Source organism: Nonomuraea sp. B19D2, assembly GCF_040137845.1.
Classification (GTDB): Bacteria; Actinomycetota; Actinomycetes; order Streptosporangiales; family Streptosporangiaceae; genus Nonomuraea.
In genome coordinates this window covers 112,824-133,161 of the sequence record NZ_JBEFAK010000024.1, presented here as the reverse complement: position 1 = coordinate 133,161, position 20,338 = coordinate 112,824, and the positions used below count along the sequence as shown (strand labels likewise).

12 protein-coding genes and 1 pseudogene are annotated in these 20,338 nt (G+C 68.3%); 6 read left to right on the top strand and 7 right to left on the bottom strand.

Annotated features, from left to right (window positions below; translation table 11 throughout):
• Positions 1–10: 10 nt before the first annotated feature.
• Positions 11–5,212 carry a ThuA domain-containing protein gene (locus tag ABN273_RS35765; RefSeq protein ID WP_349453525.1) on the bottom strand — a complete coding sequence of 1,734 codons (5,202 nt, stop codon included), beginning with the start codon at positions 5,210–5,212 and terminating at the stop codon, positions 11–13.
• Positions 5,213–5,433: 221 nt separating this feature from the next.
• Positions 5,434–6,708: an ROK family transcriptional regulator gene (locus ABN273_RS35760; protein ID WP_349453524.1), complete on the bottom strand. Its 1,275-nt coding sequence runs from the start codon at positions 6,706–6,708 to the stop codon at positions 5,434–5,436.
• 241 nt (positions 6,709–6,949) lie between these two features.
• On the opposite strand from ABN273_RS35760, the gene ABN273_RS35755 reads away from it, so the two are divergent.
• The 6 genes and pseudogenes from ABN273_RS35755 to ABN273_RS35730 all read left to right on the top strand — a co-directional run bounded on the left by ABN273_RS35755 (position 6,950) and on the right by ABN273_RS35730 (position 11,860).
• Positions 6,950–8,272, top strand: a complete 1,323-nt coding sequence (locus ABN273_RS35755) for an ROK family transcriptional regulator (protein WP_349453523.1) — start codon at positions 6,950–6,952, stop codon at positions 8,270–8,272.
• Between the two features lie 387 nt (positions 8,273–8,659).
• Positions 8,660–8,764: pseudogene (locus tag ABN273_RS35750) on the top strand (sugar ABC transporter ATP-binding protein); the annotation flags it as partial.
• Between the two features lie 126 nt (positions 8,765–8,890).
• Complete coding sequence (locus tag ABN273_RS35745) at positions 8,891–9,952, top strand: ABC transporter substrate-binding protein (RefSeq protein ID WP_349453522.1); 1,062 nt, start codon at positions 8,891–8,893, stop codon at positions 9,950–9,952.
• Positions 9,949–10,566: a Gfo/Idh/MocA family protein gene (locus ABN273_RS35740; RefSeq protein ID WP_349453521.1), complete on the top strand. Its 618-nt coding sequence runs from the start codon at positions 9,949–9,951 to the stop codon at positions 10,564–10,566. Before ABN273_RS35745 ends, ABN273_RS35740 begins: the two co-directional genes overlap by 4 nt.
• Positions 10,452–10,856, top strand: coding sequence for a Gfo/Idh/MocA family oxidoreductase (locus ABN273_RS35735; protein WP_502911179.1), 405 nt, complete (start codon positions 10,452–10,454; stop codon positions 10,854–10,856). Before ABN273_RS35740 ends, ABN273_RS35735 begins: the two co-directional genes overlap by 115 nt.
• On the top strand, positions 10,853–11,860 hold the full coding sequence (locus ABN273_RS35730) for a sugar phosphate isomerase/epimerase family protein (protein WP_349453519.1): 1,008 nt from the start codon (positions 10,853–10,855) through the stop codon (positions 11,858–11,860). The genes ABN273_RS35735 and ABN273_RS35730 overlap by 4 nt, the downstream gene beginning before the upstream one ends.
• A gap of 198 nt (positions 11,861–12,058) precedes the next feature.
• On the opposite strand, the gene ABN273_RS35725 is transcribed toward ABN273_RS35730, so the two are convergent.
• From ABN273_RS35725 to ABN273_RS35705, 5 genes are all read right to left on the bottom strand, one after another.
• On the bottom strand, positions 12,059–13,132 hold the full coding sequence (locus ABN273_RS35725; RefSeq protein WP_349453518.1) for a LacI family DNA-binding transcriptional regulator: 1,074 nt from the start codon (positions 13,130–13,132) through the stop codon (positions 12,059–12,061).
• 36 nt (positions 13,133–13,168) lie between these two features.
• A complete protein-coding gene (locus ABN273_RS35720) occupies positions 13,169–14,068 on the bottom strand; it encodes a carbohydrate ABC transporter permease (RefSeq protein ID WP_349453517.1) in 900 nt (299 codons plus the stop codon).
• A complete protein-coding gene (locus ABN273_RS35715) occupies positions 14,065–14,994 on the bottom strand; it encodes a carbohydrate ABC transporter permease (RefSeq protein WP_349453516.1) in 930 nt (309 codons plus the stop codon). Before ABN273_RS35715 ends, ABN273_RS35720 begins: the two co-directional genes overlap by 4 nt.
• Positions 14,981–16,306: an ABC transporter substrate-binding protein gene (locus tag ABN273_RS35710; RefSeq protein ID WP_349453515.1), complete on the bottom strand. Its 1,326-nt coding sequence runs from the start codon at positions 16,304–16,306 to the stop codon at positions 14,981–14,983. The genes ABN273_RS35715 and ABN273_RS35710 overlap by 14 nt, the downstream gene beginning before the upstream one ends.
• 338 nt (positions 16,307–16,644) lie before the next feature.
• Positions 16,645–20,157: a putative Ig domain-containing protein gene (locus tag ABN273_RS35705; RefSeq protein ID WP_349453514.1), complete on the bottom strand. Its 3,513-nt coding sequence runs from the start codon at positions 20,155–20,157 to the stop codon at positions 16,645–16,647.
• Positions 20,158–20,338: the final 181 nt, after the last annotated feature.

Below are 20,338 nucleotides of genomic sequence, written 5' to 3'. Positions count from 1 at the left end.
CTGTCGGCGGTCAGCGGCAGCTGATTGCCGGGTAGGCGGCGTCGTAGGACGAGGTGACCTGCTCGCCGCCGATCGTCGCGGTCCCCTTCACGGTCACCGTGCCCGCGTCGATCTGCCCGGCCCGGCTGTTGAAGGACTGGTACGCCTGCTTGCCCGGGGCCACGTCAGCCACGGTCTTCGAACCGAACGGGGTGGTCAGCATCACCGTCGCCGGCACGTCCGAGCCGTTGACGGCCGTGACCGCCACGTACGCCGAGGTGCCGATGCAGCGGGACGAGGCGGAGACCGTCAGCTTGACCTGCGGCGCGGGCGCCGAGATCGTCAGCGTCAGCGTCTTGGCCGCTTCGAGGTTGCCCGCCTTGTCGGCCGAGCGGTACTTCAGCGCGTGCTGCCCGTCGCCGGTCACGGTGACCGGTCCGGTGTAGGCGGTCCAGTCGCCGCCGTCGAGCTGGTACTCGGTCTTGCCGACCCCGCTGCCGCCGTCCTCGTCGGTGGCCTTCAGCGCGACCGACACCGGGCCGGTGAACGTGCCGCCCGCCGGCTGCTCCGGATCGGTCGTCGCCGTCGTCACAGGCGCGGTCCTGTCCTCGTCCGAGCCTGCCTTGGTCAGGTGGAAGTAGTCGAACATGACCGTCTTCGACGCCGACTGGTTGGTGCCGATGGCGTACACGCCGACCTTCGCGCCGGTGGCCACCGCGGTGTTCGCCACCGTCGAGGAGAGATCCGTCCAGGTCTGGCCGTCGGAGGAGTAGGAGCCGGTGTAGGTGGTGCCCGCCTTACTCAGCCGAAGCCACCACACGCCGCTGGTGAGGTTGTTCACCTGCGGCTGCGGGTTCTGCACGGTGCCGCCGACCTCGCTGCGCAGTTCGATGCCCCGCGCCACCGTCGAGCCTGCCGGGTTGGTGGTGAGGAAGTCGAGCTTCACGTAGTCGTCGTCGCCGGTGTACACCATCAGGCCGCCCTGCTGGTACTGCTCGTTGAGCGCCGAGGCGTCCACCTTGGTCTCCAGCCTCCAGTCGCCGCTTGGCGCCGTCTGGAGGATGAAGTTCTTCGGGCCGCTGTTGCCGGTCCCGTAGATGTCACCGGTCGTGGTGTCCAGCTCCAGCTTGCCGTTGCCGACGCGCGCCGCCGTGGCGTCGGGGCGCACAACCGCGTTCCAGCGGCAGGAGTCGAGCGCGGTGCCGTCGAACTCGTCGTCCGGGTCCGGCGCCGTCGCCTTGTCGTCCGGCGTGATGTGGAACCAGTCGAAGGACGCATTCACCACCGGGTGGTTGGCCCCGGCCAGCGAGATCAAGCCGATCTTGGGGTTGGTGATCCCGGCGAGCGGCTTGGTCTGCGGCATCGCGGTGAACGTGGTGCCGTCCGAGGAGTAGTGGGCGGTGATGTTGGTGCCGTCGCTGACGAACCGCACGTACACCGTGTCGGGGTAGGAGTCCCCGAGGTCGGCCGTGTTGCTCTGCGACACCTCGTTCGGGCTGCCGTTCTCCTCCCTGATGAACTGGAAGATGCGGCTGGCGTGGTTGGGACCCGACGTCGACCGCGCCTGGAGCACCATCTTGGCGTAGTTGTCGTCGTCGCCGTAGATGACCAGGCCCGCCTGCTGGTACGCGTCACGCGCGTCCAGCGTGAGCTTGGCGGTGGCGGTCCAGGCACCCGACGGCGCCGGCTGCAGGACGATGTTCGGCGTGTTGCCGCCCGTGCTGTAGATGTCGGTGGTCGAGGTCGGGATCACGAGCTTGCCGTCCGCGACCTTGAGGTCCTGGTTCTCCCGGATGACCGACCAGCGGTCACGGTCAAGCTGGCTGCCCAGGAAGTCGTCGGAACGGCCGGTGAAGCACACCGTGGCCGCCGCGTCCACCTTGACCGGGACCTGTGCGGTGGCCGACGCGCCCTTGGCGTCGGTCGCGGTCACCACGGCCGTGTAGCTGCCCGGCGCGGTGTAGGTGTAGCTCGCCTCGGCCGTGGTGGGCTCCGGCGCGCCGGTCACCCCGAAGTTCCACTTGTAGGTGATCGGGTCCCCTTCGGGGTCGGTGGCCGTCGCCTTGAAGCCGACCTTCAGCGGTGCTACGCCCGTCGCCGGGGTCGCCGTCGCGGTCACGGCCGGATGCTGGTTGTCCGTGGCGCCCTTGCCGACGAAGTCGACCCAGTTGAAGTTGGCCAGGTAGGCGTTGTCGGCCGCGCTCGCCGGCTTGCGCACGACGAAGTACAGCGGTCCGCTCTCGGTCGGTGGGCTGGTCAGGTCGAGCGTGACGTCAGTGAACGTCTGCCAGCCGCCGGTGGGCGTCACGTCGACCGAGCCGACCAGAGCGCCGGTCTCCGGGTCGCCCGCCCGGACCTGCACGGTTCCGCCGGCTCCGCCCGAGGAGGCCCGGAGCCGGATCGCGGTGACGTTCGTCAGGTTCACCGGGTCGAACGACCACCAGTCGCCGTCCTGGACGAACGCGATGTGCTGGTTGCCGCCCTGGGGGTCCGTGGTGGTCTCCGCCTGGACGCCGGCGGCGTCGGTGCCCTTGCCGTCGGCCACCCGGCCGGTCCGCGCGAAGTGCTCGGCCTGCTTGCGCTTGGGCTCCAGGATGATCTGGCCCCGCCCGGTCAGCGGTCCGGCGCCGTTGGCGCCCCCGTCGGTGTAGCTGGCCTCGATGGCGTAGAAGAGGTTGTCGTACTCGCCGTGGCCCGCCTGCTGGGTCTGCAGGGTGCCCTCACAGCCCTTGAGCTGGTCGAGTGGGTGGCCGTGGCTGTCGTGGCCGAGGATCGCCTGGATCTTGACCTTCTCGCAGTCGATCGTGCCGTCCTCGGCGTCGGTGACGGTGACCTTGAACTTCACCTGGTCGCCGAACTCGAAGAAGGCGCCGTTCGGCGGAACGTCCACCTTGACGGTGGGACGGATGTTGCCCGCGCTGATCGACACGCTGGCGGTGGCGGTCTTGCCGTCGGGGGTCTTGACGGTCAGGACCACGCTGTAATCGCCCCCCTTCTCGTAGGTGAAGGTGGGGTTGGGGTCGGTGGAGTCGGTGTCACCGTCACCGTCGAGGTCCCAGGCGTAGGTGAGCGTCTTGTCCTCCGGGTCCCGGCTGCCCTCGCTGGAGAACTTGACCGTCAGCGGCAGGGGCCCGTCGGTCTTGTCCGCCGTGGCACGGGCGATCGGCGGGCGGGTGCCCTTGGTGTACTCGATGCGGTAGATGCCGGAGTCGGCGTTGTCGCCGCCGAAGCCGGAACCCCACTCGATCATGTACAGCGCGCCGTCGGGGCCGAACTTCATGTCCATCGGCTTCTTGAACGACAGGGAGCCGAGGATCGGGTTCATCTCGACGACCTTGCTGCCGTTCTCGTCGAGCTGGAACGACCACACCTTGTCGTTGTTCCACTCAGCGAAGACGGCCTTGCCGTCCCAGTACGCCGGCCACTTCACGTCCGACTGCAGGTTCGGGTCGGAGCGGTAGACCGGACCGCCCATCGGCGCGCCACCGCTCAGCTCCGGGAAGTTCTGCGGGTCGGCCGCGTAGTGGTACCAGACCGTCGCCGGGATCACCGGCGGCAGGCTGGTCAGGCCGTCGTTGTTCGGCGAGTCGTTGACCGGCGCGGCACAGTTGAACGGCGACCCCGACTGCTTGGTGGCGAAGTTGTAGTCGACGTACGGGGTGTTGTTGCCGATGCAGTACGGCCAGCCGAAATTGCCCGGCTTCGTGATGAGGTTCCACTCGACCGTGTTCTGCGGACCCCGGGTGGAGCTCGCCGCGTTGGCGTCGGGACCGTACTCGCCGAGCATGATGTTGCCCGTCTTCGGGTCGAGACCCATGCGGAACGGGTTGCGCAGGCCCATGCCGTAGATCTCCGGCTTGGTCTTCGCCGTGCCCGGCGCGAACAGGTTGCCGGACGGGATGGTGTAGGTGCCGTCGGCCTCGGGGTGGATCCGCAGCAGCTTGCCGCTGAGGCTGTTGGTGTTGCCCGCGGTGCGCTGGGCGTCCCAGCTGGAGCGGCCCGACTGCTCGTCGATCGGCGTGTAGCCGTCGGAGGCGAACGGGTTGGTGTTGTCGCCCGTGCCCAGCCACAGATTGCCGGTCTTGGGGTCGATCACCATGCCGCCGCCGTGGTGGCAGCATTCGGCTCGCTGCACCGGGACGTCGAGGATCCTCTTCTCGCTCGTCAGGTCCACGGTGTCACCGGTGACGATGAACCTGCTCAGCCGGTCGACGTTCGTACCGGCGGGGGAGTAGTAGAGATACACCCAGTGGTTGGAGTCGAAGCCGGGGTCGAGCGCCAGCCCGAGCAGGCCGCTCTCGTTGGCGGTGAAGACGTTCAGCTTCGCCGCCGTCACCGTGCCGCCGGTCGGTTTGATGATCTTGATTTCGCCGAGCCGGTCGATGTAGAAGACCCGGCCGTCCTTGGCGACGTCCACCATCATCGGGTTCGACGTGTTTTCGTCGAGCGTGACCTTCTCGAAGCTGCTGCTCTGCGAGGCCGAGCAGTCGGCCTTGACGGTGCCGGCGGCGGTCTGGATGCCGCCGAGGAGCAGCTTCAGGAAGTTGGGCTCGCTGTAGTTCTCCTTGAGGTGGCCGAGCCCGGTGTACCACGAACGGCCGCCGTCGAAGTCCTGACACCACGTGTTCGGGTGGTCGGCGCCCATCGTGGCGCCGGTGTAGGACTTCTCGTCCATCGACGTCAGCACGTGGACCGTGCTCCGCGGGTTCGCCTGGTAGTCGTACCATTCGTCGGTACGGGTCCAGGTCGTCGGCAGGTCCTTGGTCGCCGGGTGCGCCGGGTCCTCGACCTTGACCGTGGCCTGCTGGATCGCTGGGTGCTGCTTGAAGTACGCCCCGACCAGCTTGCCGTACCAGGCCCAGTTGTACCCGCTGTCGGCGGCGGCGTGGACGCCCACGAAACCACCGCCGCCCTGGATGTAGCGCTGGAAGGAGTCCTTCTGCTCCTGCGTGCCCAGCGGGTCACCGGTCGTGGACATGAAGACCACGGCCTGGTACCGCGCCAGGTTCTGGTCCGTGAACAGGGCGCTGTCCTCGGTCGTGTCGACCGCGAAGTTGTTCTCCTGGCCGAGCTTCTGCACGGCCGCGATGCCCTCGGGGATCGAGTCGTGCCGGAAGCCGGTCGTCTTGGAGAAGACGAGCACTTTGAAAGCGGGCTCCGCGGACGTGGCGGCCTCGGCGCTCACCGGCGCCGCGAGGAGCGTGAGGAAAGGGGCGACGAGGGCTAAGGCCATCGTGGTTGCGGTTCGACGTCTCGGGCGTCGTCCGCTTTCTGGCAGGACCGCGTTGAGCGGCCCCGCCGCCTGCGCCCATATTCGAGGACGTGGTGACATGGAAACCCTTCCTGACCGGGGGGACGTCAGGCAAGGCGCGCGCCGCCGCGCTTGTTGCCACTTGGTGGTAGCGGATGTTGCGGTTGCTGGAGGGTGCCGTCTCCAGGTCTGTGGGGCCGTCGCTAAGGTGCCGGCCTGGGCAGTGAATCCAAGATCGTCGGGTCGTCGATGATGTGGTTGACCACCATGCTCGCGGCACCCCGGGAGGCGGCGCCGAAGCCGAGCGTGGAGGCGACGAATCGGCACTGGGCGGCGGGAGCGGCCACCACGAGCCGGCGCAGCTGATCTTGCGCGTGCGGCAGCAGCCACTGGGCCAGTGAGGCGAAGTAGCCGCCGATGACGATCACTCGCGGGTTGAACAGGTTGGCCAGGATCGAGCCGCCGAGCCCGAGCCACTCGCCTACCTGCGCCACCGCCGTCATCATCCGCCGGTCGCCCGAGGCCAGCCCTCTGGCGATGTCGGCCACCCGTTCGCCGGGGTCGGGCACCGGCATGCCGGGCAGCCCGTACGCCTGTTCGGGCATGGCCGCGCGGACGAGCGCGGCCAGGCCGACCTTGGTCTCCCAGCAGCCGATGCGGCCACAGCCGCACTGGTCGCCGTTGGGGTCGACCCGCAGATGCCCGACCTCGCCGGAGAATCCGTCCGCTCCGCGCAGAAGTTCGCCGCCTGAGATGATGCCGCCGCCCACGCCCACCTCTCCGGTGAGATAGACCAGGTGGGGCGTGCCGGCGGCGACGCCGGAGGTGTATTCGGCCAGGGCGGCGAGGTTCGCGTCGTTGTCCACCCGCACCGGCACGCTCCGCGGGCCGAGCATGGAGCTCAGCTGCTCGGCCAGGGGCAGATCGCGCCAGTGGAGGTTCGGCGCGAGTGTCACGACGCCGCGTGTCACGTCCACGAGTCCCGGGACGGCCACCACGATGCCGGAGGGGACAGCTCCGGCCCGCCCCATCGCCTCCACGGCCTCCTTGGCCACGAGCCCGAGCCGGCGCACGGCGTTGTCCGGGCCGCTGCCCATCGCGTCGTGGACCACCCGGCGCTCGACCAGACTCCGGCCGCTCAGGTCGGTGCCGTGGACCGCGATGTAGTCGACGTTGATCTCCATGCCCAGGGCGCCGACGTGCGCGCCGTGCAGCGCCACCGCCCGTCTGGGGCGCCCGATCGCGCCCACGTGCTCGACGCCGACCTCCCGTACCAGCCGCCGTTCCAGGAGTTCGGCCATGAGGTTGGAGACGGTGGCCCGGTGCAGTCCGGTCGCCTGCGCGATCTCGGCACGGGACAGCGATGTGTGGTCGCGCAGCTCGCGCAGCACCAGCGAGAGGTTCGCCCGGCGCAGCGTGGCGGGACCCGTCGGCGCGGCGCCGCCCGGGGCGCGGGAGCGGGACGGTCTGTACGCCACCCGCACCACCTGCCCATTTGTTTGTCTCCCAGATCAATTAATCAGGGTTGTAACACGGCGATGTCGGGCCACGCACCCCTCGAGTCCGTAACGAGTTGGCATCGCTCATTTCCGTGCACTTCAGCGCGTTTCTCGCTTCAGTTATCGGAACGTTACGCAAGTTGCGAACGATTTAATACTTGTGCCCGCAGGAAGTCGTGCCTTTAATTCGGCTAGCCATCTGAACTAATCGAGGAGGGGCGTGGACCACAGCCGGGCCGACGGCCACGCGACCGACTCGATGAGTCGCGGCGGGTCCGCGGGAGTTCCCGCGGACCAGGCCACCGTGCGCCGTTCCAACCTCGCCCTCGTGCTGCGTCACGTCAGCGCGTGCGGCCCGTGCACCCGATCGGCCGTCGCCGCCGCGACCGGGCTGAACAAGGCGACCGTCACCAGTCTGGTGAGCGAGTTGCAGGCGCGCGGACTGGTCAAGGAGATGGGGCCGCAGCACGCCGGCTCCGTCGGCCGCCCGGGTGTCGCGCTCACCCTGGACGGCTCCCTGGTCGGCGCCCTCGGCATGGAAGTCAACGTCGACTACATTGCCGCGATCGCCACCGACCTGGCCGGCAGGGTGATCATCGATCGGCGCATCGGTTTCGACGCCATGGGCTCCGGCCCGGAACGCTCGCTGGACGAGCTGGCCCGCATGGCCGAGAAGACCGTCGCCGACCTCGACCGGCTCGGGATCACGCCGGCCGGGATCACCGTGGCCGTCCCCGGCCTGATCGACACCACCACCGGCACCGTCGTCGTCGCCCCGAACCTCGGCTGGCGCGGGGTGGCGGTCGCGGAGCGGCTGTCCCGCGCGAACATCGCCGCGGACATCCCCGTCGCGGTGGACAACGACGCCAACCTCGCCGCTCTCGCCGAGTACACCTCGGGCGTCGCGGCGGGCACCTCCGACCTGGTCTACCTCACAGGCGAGGTGGGCATCGGCGGCGGCGTCATCGCCGGCGGCCGGCTGCTGGGCGGAGCGGACGGATTCGCGGGGGAGGTCGGCCACGTCATGATCGATCCCTCCGGCGAGTCGTGCCGCTGCGGCCGGGTCGGCTGCTGGGAGACCAAAGTCGGGCTGGCCGCGCTGGTCCGCATGGCCACACCTGACCGCGCGTACGGTACCGGCCCGCAGGTCGTCCGCGACCCGGAGGAGCGGCTGGCCGAGATCGAGCAGCGACGGGCCGAAGGAGATCCCCGCGTCGACGCCGCCGCCGCTGAGGCGGGCCGGTGGCTCGGAATCGGGGCGGCCATGCTGGTCAACCTCTTCAACCCACGGGTGATCGTGCTGGGCGGGTACTTCGCGCGACTCGCCGACCTGCTCATCCCCGCGGCGCAGCAGGCGTTGGCACGCCTGGGCATGAGCGACGCCGTCGAGCGCTGCCGGTTCGTCGCCTCCGACCTCGGCTTCGGCGCCGCCTCACGCGGAGCGGCCGGAGTCGTCGTCGAACGAGCACTGTCCGACCCCACAAGCATCTCGATCCGAACGTCTCCAACCATCGGGGTCATCGAGGGAACCCCGATGGCCTGATTGCCACAGTCAGCCTGACCCGCGTGTCCGCCACGCGGTCCCGATCTACCGCCCGCTACCTGAACCTCCCGTCCGCCTGACCGTCCTGTTCCGCACCGCCTCGGCACATCCCGCCCATCTCGCGTGCCGCGGCCATGGGGCATGCGGTCAGGCGGACGGGAAACCCCGTGCCCCTTTTCCCGTGCCCTTTCCCCACCCAGAACGTCCCGCCCGCCTGATCGGTCACCCGGAGCCGCACCGGCACCGTTGACGCCGACCTCGGTGCCGTCGCGGCGGTGCCAACCGGCGCCGTCAGGCGGGCGGGGCAACCAGTCGGGCACGGCCACACCGTAACCAAGGGAGGCCCCTGTGCCGCGGTCACCATCCGACTCGTCATCGCTGCTCGTGATGCGAGGAATCGTCAAGCAGTTCCCGGGCGTGCGCGCCTTGGACGGTGTGAACCTTGAGGTCAGAGCCGGAGAGGTGCACTGCCTGCTCGGCCAGAACGGCGCCGACCAGCTCATCGCCAAAGGCGCGATCATCGTCGCCGCCGTGCTGCTGCAGCGGCGAAGCCTCAGAACACACACCTGACACCAGGGCCGGATCGCAAGCCTTCCGGCTTCAGCAAGGAGAGCAGACATGGATAAGAACGTCGCCCGGCGCGGCTTCCTCTTCAGCGGCGCCGCCCTCGGCGCGGGTGCCCTCATCAGCGCCTGCACCAGCAACGAGCCGGTCGCCACCCAGCAGGCGAGCGCGCCCGCCGCCGCTCCCGCGGCCAAGGAAGGCAACGACGCCCCTGGCGAGAAGGTCGTCATCGGTTTCTCGGCCCCGGCCGCCGACCACGGCTGGATCGCCGCCATCAGCAAGAACGCGGCGGACGCGGCCAAGCAGTACACCGACGTCGAGTTCAAGCCGGTCGAGCCGACCAACGACATCAACCAGCAGATCTCGGCGGTGGAGTCGCTGATCCAGGCCAAGGTCAACGTGCTGGTGATCCTGCCGAACGACGGCCAGCAGCTCAACCAGGTCGCCCGGCAGGCCATGGACGCGGGCATCCCGGTGGTCAACGTGGACCGCGTCTTCCCGGACAAGCTGTCGTACCGGGCCTGGATCGGAGGGGACAACTACGGCATGGGTGTGGCCGCCGGACACCACATCGGCAAGACGCTGAAGGACAAGGGCGTCTCCAACCCGGTCATCCTGGAGATCCAGGGCATCGCCACGCTGCCGCTGACCCAGGACCGCAGCAAGGGATTCGCCGACGCGCTGAAGACGTACGGCTTCAAGGTGACCGCCCAACAGGACGCCAAGTTCACGGTGGAGTCCGGAACGCAGGTGGCCGCCAACTTGCTCCAGGCGCACAAGAAGATCGACGCGATCTGGAACCACGACGACGACCAGGGCATCGGCGTGCTGGCGGCGATCAAGGAGGCCGGTCGCAACGAGTTCTTCATGGTCGGCGGCGCGGGCTCGGCCAACGCAATGCGTGACATCCAGGCCGACAGCGGCGTGCTGAAGGCCACCGTCACCTATCCCCCCACCATGGCCGCCTCGGCGATCAAGATCGCCCGGTTGATTGCCCAGGGCAAGGGCATGAGCGACCTGCTGGAGCAGCAGGTGCCGCAGTCGATCACACTGGCTTCGGAGACCATCACCAAGGACAACGCCGCCCAGTACCTGCCTCTCGGGTTCGAGTCATGAGGCCCGTCATCGGGATCGGCATGGTCGGCTACGCGTTCATGGGCCGTACCCACTCCCAGGCGTGGCGCAGCGTGGACGCGTTCTTCGACCTGCCGTTCAGGCCCTCGATGGTGGCCGTGGCCGGCAGATCCGCCGAGGCGACCGCGCAGGCCGCCGAGAAGCTGGGGTGGGCCGGCGCGGAGACCGACTGGAAGCGCCTGCTCGACCGCGACGACGTGCAGGTCGTCGACATCTGCACGCCCGGCGACTCGCACGCCGAGATTGCCGTCGCGGCGCTGGCGGCAGGCAAGCACGTGATCTGCGAGAAGCCGCTCGCCAACACCGTCGCCGAGGCCGAGGCCATGGCCGTGGCGGCGAAGGAGGCGGCGGCGCGCGGTGTGCGCAGCATGGTCGCCTTCAACTACCGCCGCGTGCCCGCCGTCGCGCTGGCCCGGCGGTTCGTCGAAGAGGCATGCTCGGCGATATCCGGCATGTACGGGCGCAGTATCTGCAGGACTGGATCGTCGACCCGGAATTCCCCCTGGTCTGGCGGCTCCAGAAGGACAAGGCCGGCTCTGGGGCCCTCGGCGACATCGGCGCCCTGGGCAGCCTGGCCTTCGACTTCGAGTCGATGAACGACCTGTGGTTCCACGACCACACCATCGACAGCGCCGAGCACGGATTCCGGCGGGTGCAGGTCACCGAGCCGGACCACCCGTACGCCGGGGCGTGGTGGCCGCCTGGTCACGGCCTCGGGTACGAGCACGCCTTCGTCCACGAGATGAAGGACTTCCTGGAGGCGATCGCCGCCGGCACCGACCCCGCACCGTCCTTCGAGGACGGCCTGCGGGTGCAGCGGGTGCTGGCGGCTGTCGAGCAGAGCGCGGCTGAGGACAGCCGCTTCATCACTGTGGAGGGTTCATGACGAGGCCGGTCACGTTGTTCACCGGGCAGTGGGCGGACCTGCCGTTCGAGGAGGTCTGCCGGCTGGCGTCAGAGTGGGGCTACGACGGCCTGGAGATCGCCTGCTGGGGCGACCACTTCGAGGTCGACAAGGCCCTCGCGGACGACTCCTACATCGAACGCAAGAAGGAGACCCTGGCCAAGTACAACCTCGGGGTGTGGACGATCTCCAACCACCTGGTCGGCCAGGCGGTCTGCGACCACCCCATCGACGAGCGCCACAAGGGCATCGTGCCCGCCCGCATCTGGGGCGACGGTGAACCCGAAGGCGTACGGCGGCGCGCCGCCGAAGAGATCAAGAACACCGCCCGCTCGGCGGCCGCGCTCGGCGTCACGACCGTCGTCGGCTTCACCGGCTCGTCGATCTGGCACACGCTGGCGATGTTCCCGCCGGTGCCCCCGTCGATGATCGAGGCGGGCTACGCCGACTTCGCCGACCGGTGGAACCCGATCCTCGACGTCTTCGACGAGGTCGGGGTGCGCTTCGCCCATGAGGTGCACCCGAGCGAGATCGCCTACGACTACCACACCACGGTCCGGACGCTGGAGGCCATCGGGCATCGGCCTGCCTTCGGGCTGAACTGGGACCCCTCGCACATGGTGTGGCAGGACCTGGACCCGGCGAACTTCATCCTCGACTTCGCCGACCGGATCTACCACGTGGACTGCAAGGACGCCCAGGTGGCCACCCGCGACGGCCGGCGCGGCCGCCTGTCCTCCCACCTGGCCTGGGCCGACCCCCGGCGTGGCTGGGACTTCGTATCCACCGGACGGGGCGACGTGCCGTGGGAGGCGTGCTTCCGCGCGCTCAACCACATCGGCTACGACGGCCCGATCTCCGTCGAGTGGGAGGACGCGGGCATGGACCGGCTGCACGGCGCACCGGAATCCCTCGCCTACATCCGCTCGCTCAACGCCATCACTCCACCGGCCGCCGCTTTCGACGCCGCCTTCTCCTCCGAATGACCCATCGCGTCGGGCGGCGGCCGCACAGTGGCCGCCGCCCACCGTCCCGGTGAACGATCGCGAGAGGAGACAGGAGAGAACCGGAGTATGGCTGATCGGAGCATGAGGATCGGCCGCGGTCAGCAGCATGCTGGGGGCGCTGGCGGTGCGGGCGGGCCTGGCCGACCCGCCCCGCTGGCCGGGGCCGTGCGCGACGCGCTACTGGAGGGCGGGTGGCGCGACGGACTGGCGCACCACGACGTGGGTGCCGAAGACGGCATGCTGCTCCGAGCCGCTGCTCGCCCGCCCTTCCTTCAACTCCAATGCCAGCCGCACGGCACTGCGGCCCAGCTCCTCGTACGGCACGCGCACGGTCGTCAACTGCGGCCGCAGGTCCGTCGCCAGCGGTATGTCGTCGTAGCCCACGAGCGAGATGTCCTCGGGCACGCTCAGCCCCGCCTCGAAGATCGCGGCCATCGCGCCGCCCGCGACGATGTCCGTCTCGGCGAAGATCGCGGTGAACGGCGGCCCCGAGCTCAGCCACCGCCGCGTGTGCTCATAGCCGGACGCCCGGCTGAACTGCACTTTCGTCTCGATCAGCTCGGGGTCGACGGGCACTCCATTGTCCTCCAGCGCCCGCCGATACCCCGCCAGCCGACCCGCGGTCGTGGTGAACCCCGGCGGCCCGCCGCCCAGGAAAAGGATCCGCCGATGCCCGCGGGACAGCAGGTGGGCTGTCGCGGCGTAGGCGCCGGCCTCGTTGTCGTACTCCACGACCGTGACCGGCATGTCGGCGCCGATCGGCGGCCGGCCGCACAGGACCAGCCGCGACCCCGCCGCGTCCAGCGAGCGCGCGATCTCGGCCATGCGCGTGTGGTAGGCAGGCTCGTCGACCGCCCCACCGATGAGGATCACCGCCGACGCGCGCTGCTCGCGCATGAGGTGGATGGCGGCCAGCTCCCGCGCGGGATCGCCCTCGGTCGTGCACACCAGGCACAGCCGCCCGCGGCGGGCCGCCTCGTGCTCGGCCCCGTGCACGGCGGCGGCGAAGGCGGGCCCGCGCACGTCGTTGACGATGAACGCCACCGTCTGGGTGCTGCCCGCCACCAGCGCGCGGGCGTGGGTGTTGGCGACGTAGTTGAGCTCCTTGATGGCCCGTTGCACCCGCAGCCTGGTGGCCTGCGCCACCGGGTAGTCGCCGGCCATCACCCTGGACACCGTGGAGACGGACACGCCGGCCCGCGCCGCGACGTCCCGGATCGTGTTCGGGCGGTGCTCGTCTCTCCTGGCCATGATCCCGCAGTATAGACAACGTTTTCTTACAGCACTCTATTTGAGGCTGCCCAAGGTGACGCCGGAGCGCCAGTAGCGCTGCATGGACACCATCAAGGCCACCATGGGGATCAGCGAGACGATCGAGCCGACCACGACCAGCCCGGTCAGGTCCGTGGAGTTGTCCACCTTGATCTTGAGCCACGAGTAGAGGCCCAGCATGACCGTCCACTTGTCCTGGCTGCGCAGGTAGACCAGAGGGCCGAAGAAGGAGTTCCACGACCCCACGAAGCCGAGCAGGAAGATCGTCGCCGCGCCCGTGGACATCAGCCGCGCCCCGATGACGAAGAAGATGCGGTACTCGCCGGCCCCGTCGATCCTGGCCGCCTCCAGCAACTCATGCGGGATGGCGCCCTCGGCGTAGACCTTCGCCAGGTATACCGAGAAGGCGCTGAAGAAGCTCGGCACGATGATCGCCCAGGGCGTGTCGATCATCCGCAGGTCCGTATAGAGCAGGAAGGACGGGATGGTGAGCAGCGCGTGCGGCACCAGGAAGGAGCCGATGATGCAGCCCATCATCACGCCGCGGCCCCGGAAGCGGTACATCGCCAGGCCGTAGCCGCAGGCGACGCAGATCAGCGTCATTCCCACGGTCCCGGCGAGGCTGTAGACCACGGTGTTCCACATCCACGTCAGGAAGATGCCGTCCTGGTAGGTGAACAGCTCCCTGAAGTTGTCCAGCAGCCGGAACTCGGCGAACCACAGCCCGTTGGTCGTGTAGAGGTCGCTCTGCCCCTTCGTCGCGGACACGATCAGCCACCACACGGGCGCCACGGAGTACACGGTGAAGGCGATCAGCCCGAACAGCACCGTCGCCTTCGTACGTTTGCTGTGCGGCGCCACCCGGGGTCTCGGCGCGGAGGCGGTGACGGTACGGCGGTCGAGCGTCGTGGTCATGAGGTCGGCGCCGTGTTCGTGAACCGATAGAAGATCGCCGACGCCAGGCCGACGACGATGGCCAGGATGATGGACAGGGCGGCGGCGTAGTTGAAGTCACCCTGCGCGAAGGCCCAGTCGTAAATGCCCATGATCGGCGTGAAGTCGCGGGTGACGGTCTCCGGCGCCATCGACCGGAAGAGCATCGGGTCGCTGAAGATCTGCAGCGTGCCGATGATGCTGAGCACAGTCGTCAGCACCAACGATCGCCGGATCAACGGCACCTTGATCGACCAGGCGATGCGCAGCTCCGAAGCCCCGTCCACGCGGGCGCCCTCGAAGATCTCCCGAGGCACGGCCTGCAACGCGGCGTACACGATGAGCATGTTGAACCCGATGCCGCCCCACGCCATCAGATTGCCGATCGACACCCAGATCAGCTCGCCGCTGTAGAAGTCGGCGTTTACCCCGAACAACGCGAAGAACGGCGTCAGCGGCCCGACGTCGGGGCTGTAGAGATAGATCCAGATGAGCGTCGCCACGATCCCCGGGATCATGTACGGGATCAGCAGCGCCAGCCGGAACCGCGCCGCCACCTTCCGGGTGGCGGCGTCGAGCAGCAGCGCCACGGCGACGCTCGCGACCTGGATGAGCGGGATGCTGATCGCCGCGAACAGCGCCACCCGCCCCATCCCCGCCCAGAACCGCTCGTCGCCCACGCCCTTCAGCAGGTTGGCGAGCCCCGAGAACTCGATGGTCTTCTCACCGAACCCGAGCCCGGAGCTCTTGGTCGTGTACATGCTCTCGCGCAGCGCCAGGACGATCGGCACCACCGTGAACAGCACGAACCCGAGGAAGAACGGGACGGTGAAGGAGGCTCCTTTGATCGCCGCGATCCGTCGCCAGGTCATGACGGCGGGCGCGACCATGGTGTCAGCCCTGGGCATTGATGTTCTTGGCCTTGAGGTCGTCGACCGTGAACTTCTGCATGTGCTCCAGCGCCTCGCGCACCGTGATCTTCTTGGTGACGATCTGCGCCCACTGGTCCTGGAGCTCGGTGAACACGCCGGTGTAGTTGGGGCCGACCACCCAGGGGTCCCGGGCGCTCTTGACCGCCTTGAGGATGACGTTCTTGGCCTCGGCGCGGCGCTCGCCGAACAACTTCGCCGGCACCGCGGAGTCGACCCAGGGGCTCGGGTCGGGGATGGCGCCCGGCCAGGCGTACTGCTTGGTGTCCTCCTGGTAGCTGGCGTCGACGGCTTCCTTGCTCGTCGTCATCCAGACGGCCGCCTCGACCGCCTCCTTCACGTTCTGGCAGCCCTTGGGCACCAGGATGGCGCTGCCGTGCGCGTTCGTGACGAACGTCGGGGCGCCGGCGAACTGCGGAAGGTCGATGGGCTGCCAGTCGCCCAGCGACTTCTTGTAGTTGAGCTCGTAGTTGCCGAGCTGCCAGGTGGAGGTGGGCAGGGACACCATCTTGCCGGAGTCGAAGTAGGCGATGAGCGCCGGCCGGTCCTGGTAGGTCTGGTTCGCCACCAGATCGTTGTCCACCAGCTGCTGGATGACCTCAGCGGCCTTGAGTGACTCGGGCGAAAGGAAGTCCACCTTCCAGGTGTTGCCCTCGACCTTGTACCAGGTGCCGCCGGCCTGCTGGGTCAGGTTGACCAGCGTGGAGGGGTCCTCGCCGGCGAGGTTCATCACGTAGACGCCGTACTTCTTCAGCTCCTTGCCCGCCGCGATCAGCTCGTCCCAGGTCGTGGGCGGCGCGATGCCGTACTTGTCGTAGACGGCCCGGTTGATGATCATGAACGACGGGTTGAACCCCGACGGGACGCCGTAGTAGCGGCCGCCGGCCTGCGCGCCGGCGTAGGCCGGCTCGTTGTACAGGCCCTTCTTGGTGTACGGCTCGAACTCCTCCGTGACGTCCTCCAGCAGCCCTTCACCGGCCAGTCCTGGCACCTCGCCGAAGTTCTTGACCAGGCAGGGCACGTCCTGCTTCGCGGCCACGGCATTGCGCAGGTTCGCCGCGGTGCCCGGAAGGTCGGCCTGCTTGACCGCCTTGAGCTTGATGTGGTCGTGGGTGGCGTTGAACTTCTCGACGATCGGGTCGAGGAACTTGTGCTCGTCCCAGGACCACCAGGTGATGGTGACCGGTCCCTTGCTCTGGGGCGCGGCGGGTTGCTCGCCGCCGCAGCCGGCCAGGGTGACGGACGTCGCGAGGATGGTGACAGCTGCGGCTTTCAGCTGCTTACGGGCCATGAGGACACCTCTCCGTAAGGGGGAACGCGCCGCGCGGGTCGGCGGGAACGGGGAGTAGCCGGATAGAAAACGGTCTCTACGAAAGTTAGAACTAGGCGGTAGCCAGAGGCAAGATGTCAGTCGGATAAATCTGGTGTTTCGGGGACTTTGCCGGTCTCATGCAGGCGGGACGATTCAGACAACGTTTCCAGGCATCGTCCGGCCATCGCCGGCGGGACCGCCAGCGTGGTGAGCCCGGCTGACCGTCGTACTGACGACATGGTCCGGGTCCCGCCCGGCCTGACTGGGCCGGTCGATGTTGCCCTACCTAGCCGAAGGAGTCGCGCCTTCGAGCCGAACTATGCGTCGTACTTGATGTCGCCGTAGAGCTCGACCTCGGAGAGGTCGCCGTACCAGCTTGTGGCGTTGTAGATCCGCAGGTACCGGTAGTGGTCTTCGCCCGAGGTGCGCTGGTCGCTCCAGCCGTTTGCGACGGCCCCGGTGAGTGGCTTGGTGAGGTCGGTCCAGGTTTGGCCGTCGTTCGACCCCTGCACGACGGTGCCGTTGGCCCGCTGGGGGTGGCTGGCCCGCGGCAGGATCAGGACCTCGTCGGGCCGCACGGTCGCGTGAGCACCGAAGTCGATGTCGTAGTACGCGCCTGGTCCGGTGTTCAGGTCGCCGTACGTGTCGGGGTCGCGGTCGAAGAGCAGGTAGCCGACCTCGTCGGCGCCCAGTCCGTTGCCCGGCCACTGTTTGTCGGAGGCGGTCACGGTGGCCAGCTTGGCCACGTCGATGAAGTGCGCGGGGTCGCCCGCGATGTAGAGCTTCGATCCGTCGGTGGTGCCGTAGGCGGTCGGACCGGGCTTGCCGTTGGCGTCGAGGTAGTCGACCGCGACCTGGATGTCGCCGGGGGCCACGTCGTCGAGTTTGACTGAGGCGGTCCAGTTGACGCCGTCGTCGGCGTTCGCCTTCGCCTTCACACCTTGGACGGTGACGGTGACCTGTTGGAGCGGCTTCTTCGCGGTGACCGAGACGTCGACGGTGTCGCCGACCATGATCTTGCCGGCGATGGCCTGGTCGGAGGCGATCGAGGTCGCCTTGACGAAGTTGCCGATCTCGTGCCGGTCGCCGTAGATGTGGAACTCGGTCATTTCGAACAGGCTGCGGACGATGCCGTAGAGCACGTCCGGCAGGGGTCGGAGCATCTGAACCTTGATGTAGCGGAATTGTTGGTCGCGCAGATCGGGGGCGACGTCGAGGGTGTTGAAGTCCTGGGTGAACTGGGTGACGCCCGGGGTCAGCCGGGTCCAGTTCTTGCCGTCGTTCGAGCCGTAGACGGTGGAGTTCGCGAGCCGGTCGGCGAAGATGTTGCTCTGGAATCCGAAGCGGGTCGCCGAAACTCGGAAGTCGGGCCCGAAGTCGAAGGTGTGGGAGAGGTTGACCGCCTGGGCGTACCCGGTTCCCGACTGGTTGTCGCCGTCGACGAGGTTGCCGATGTTGGCTCCGGCCGTGGAGCTGATCACGAGCGAGGGATAGTCGAGGCTGCGGTCCACGGCCGTGTGCGGGGAGAGGAGGGCGAGACCGTCGACCGCCGTCACGAGGTGGGCCAGCGCGGCGAGGTACTCGTCGTCCGTGCCCTTCTTGTCCAGGGCCTGGGCAGTGGTGAGCGCCTGGTCGAAGGCGGCCTCGGTGTCGGAGACGTACTCGGCGTCCGCCTCGTGGCCCTTCTGGGCGAGCGCGAGCGCGCCGGAGCGGTTGTGGTCGGCGGCGAGTACGACGTGGTGGCTCGCCAGGGTGGTGCCGTCGGAGACCGTCACGGTGATGACGGTCGAGCCGGCTGCGGCGGGCGTCCAGGTCAGCTGCCCGGTGGAGGCGTCGAGGGTCGCCCCGGCGGGCAGTCCCTGCGGCGTGTAGGCGAGCTTGTCGGCGCCGGCGTAGCGCGCGGAGAGGTCGGCCGTGGCGGTCGCGCCCTTCCAGCTCACGATGCGGGCGGTCGAGGTGTCGTCGAAGGTGGGCGGTGTCAGTTCGGCGGCGGCATTCGTGTTGATGTGATCGATGTCGATGGTCGCCCCGTCGCCGGTGGCCTGGATGAACAGCATGTCCCCGATGGAGTGCGGGTACATGACGTACCGCCATTCGCCGCCGGTGTCCGGCACAAGGATCGTGCGGTCGTCGTGGCGGTCGATGCGCAGCCGGACCTCGCCGTCGGTGCGGACCCGGAAGGCAAGGAGCTGCTTTTTGCTCGAGCCGCTGAGGTAGGCGATCTCGGAGCCGGGGCGCCCGGTCGACATCCGCACGTATGCGGTGCCGGCGTCGGTTCCGTGCTCGACGTCGCCGGAGAGCCGGGTGTACTTGTTCTCGACTTCGAGGACCGTCGGGCTGGCCTGCAGCGGCGGCACGGTTTGCCCGGCCGCTGAGGTGGGCGCGAAGAGCCATGAGTCGCCGCCGCCGTCCACGTTGTCCCACGCCTTGTTGAGGCCGCCGCCGTAGTAGAACAGGGGGCCGTTGCGTTTGGCGTACGCCTCGGCGAAGTACGGCGCGAGCTTTCTGACGTCCTCGCCGCGGGTAAACGCGTAATAGTAGTAGATGTCCCAGAAGCTCGCGGTGTTATAGCGCCCGCGGTAGCTGTTCGAGATGTGGTTGTAGGTGTCGCGGATGGTGCCGTCAGGCGAAATGGCGTACGCCATCGGGGTCCACGGGGTGTCGTGGCCGAGCATGAACCGCCAGAAGTAGTCGGCGGCGGCGAGGATCCGGTCGTCGAGGAACTCATAGGGACCCACTGCGTTCGGGGCGTCGGAGACGGTGCCGTCGACGGGGTCGACCTTCGTCTGCTGCGCCAGCAGCATGCGGGAGATGATCGCGGCGTTGGTGAGGTCGCCACCGCCGTGGGCCTGGTCGCGTCCCATCTCGGCGTGCTGGACGTGCGGGTCGTCGATCGGCTCGCCGGTGGCGTCGTTGGTGTCCACCCATCGGAACAGCCGCGTGATCGAGCCGTTGAAGCCCTGGTCCTTCGCGGTGGCGTTGACCGTGAACCATTCGACCGACCGCTTGTAGAGGGCGGTGTCGTTCATGAAGATGGAGCCGGCCATCGCACCCATGAGCGGGTAGCTGTGCTGGTTCATGAAGTGGTTGTTGTCGTTCTGGAAGGTCTTGATGACTGGGACTACGAGGTTGTCGGTGAACGACTGCGTGTCCGCGTCGGTCCAGGGGTACGCCTCGTCGGCGCACGAGGTGTAGCGCAGCAGCTCGGCGGCGGAGACCATGCGGTTGAGGGGGATGCCGGTGTGGATGTGCGAGTCGGTGAAGTACTCGTACTTGTCGGGGTCCATCTGCTCCCAGATGCGGATGATGTCGAGGGCGTTCTTGCGGTAGACCTCCTCGCCGGTGAGTACGTAGAGGATCGCCTGCGTGTAGGACTTGAGGCCGTCGGCGATGAAGCGGCCGTTGAAGCCCTGGCTGTTGAACGCGTCGGAGGCGGGTTTGGTTGGGTCGGCGCTGCTGCGGTTGGACGAGGTCACCCCTGTCCCAGCCGCGGACGAGCGCTGCATCGCCTTTAACGACGAGGTCCAGGGTTCGGCGCCCGCGGCGATCTGCCGGCGGGCGTTCTCCAGGATCGGCTGGGTCAGGCCGACGCCGGGGTGGGCGAACCCCTGCTCGCGGACGGTGGACTGGAATGTCGGGGTGCACGTGCCGAGATCCTGCGCGGCGGCCGGCTGGGCTGCCGCGCACAGGAGTCCGGTGACGAGCAGGAGCGCTGCGGGGAACGCGCCGAGTCGTCGGACGTGTGCGCTTGCGGCGGCTGGAGTCGGATTCGGACGTCGACGTTTCCGCGCGTTCTGGTCGAAGCAGACTCTTCGCAGAACACCGAACATGGCACGGCCCTCCATTCAGGCGGCTACACAGGAAAGCGCTTGCCTGCCTAGGTGTCGAGGATGCCGGGAGCGACCGAACCGGTCAAGAGTTCACAGCAACCGTTTTCTAGTCCTTTGGTTCCGCATCATCGATGTAGAACGCGGCTCCGATAGGGCGCTGTGCGGATATCCATAACAGTTC